The organism is Streptomyces gottesmaniae (genome assembly GCF_031845845.1).
In the GTDB taxonomy this organism is placed as follows: Bacteria; Actinomycetota; Actinomycetes; order Streptomycetales; family Streptomycetaceae; genus Streptomyces; species Streptomyces akebiae.
Window position 1 is genome coordinate 1 of sequence record NZ_JAVRFJ010000203.1, and the last position, 255, is coordinate 255.

At 65.5% G+C, this 255-nt stretch carries 1 pseudogene; it reads left to right on the top strand.

From position 1 onward, the window contains the following. A pseudogene (locus tag RM704_RS45065) lies at positions 1–255 on the top strand (trehalose synthase); the annotation flags it as partial.

A 255-nucleotide genomic window follows, 5' to 3' on the forward strand; every position in this document is an offset into this window, starting at 1 on the left:
GGCGGGAATCGCGCTATCCGGTCTCGGAAATCCTCGCCAAGACCCCGGCCATCCCCTCGAACTGCCAGTGGGGCATCTTCCTGCGGAACCACGACGAGCTGACCCTCGAAATGGTCACCGACGAAGAGCGCGACTACATGTACGCGGAGTACGCCAAGGACCCGCGCATGCGCGCCAACATCGGCATCCGCCGCCGGCTCGCCCCGCTCCTGGACAACGACCGCAACCAGATCGAACTGTTCACCGCCCTGCTGC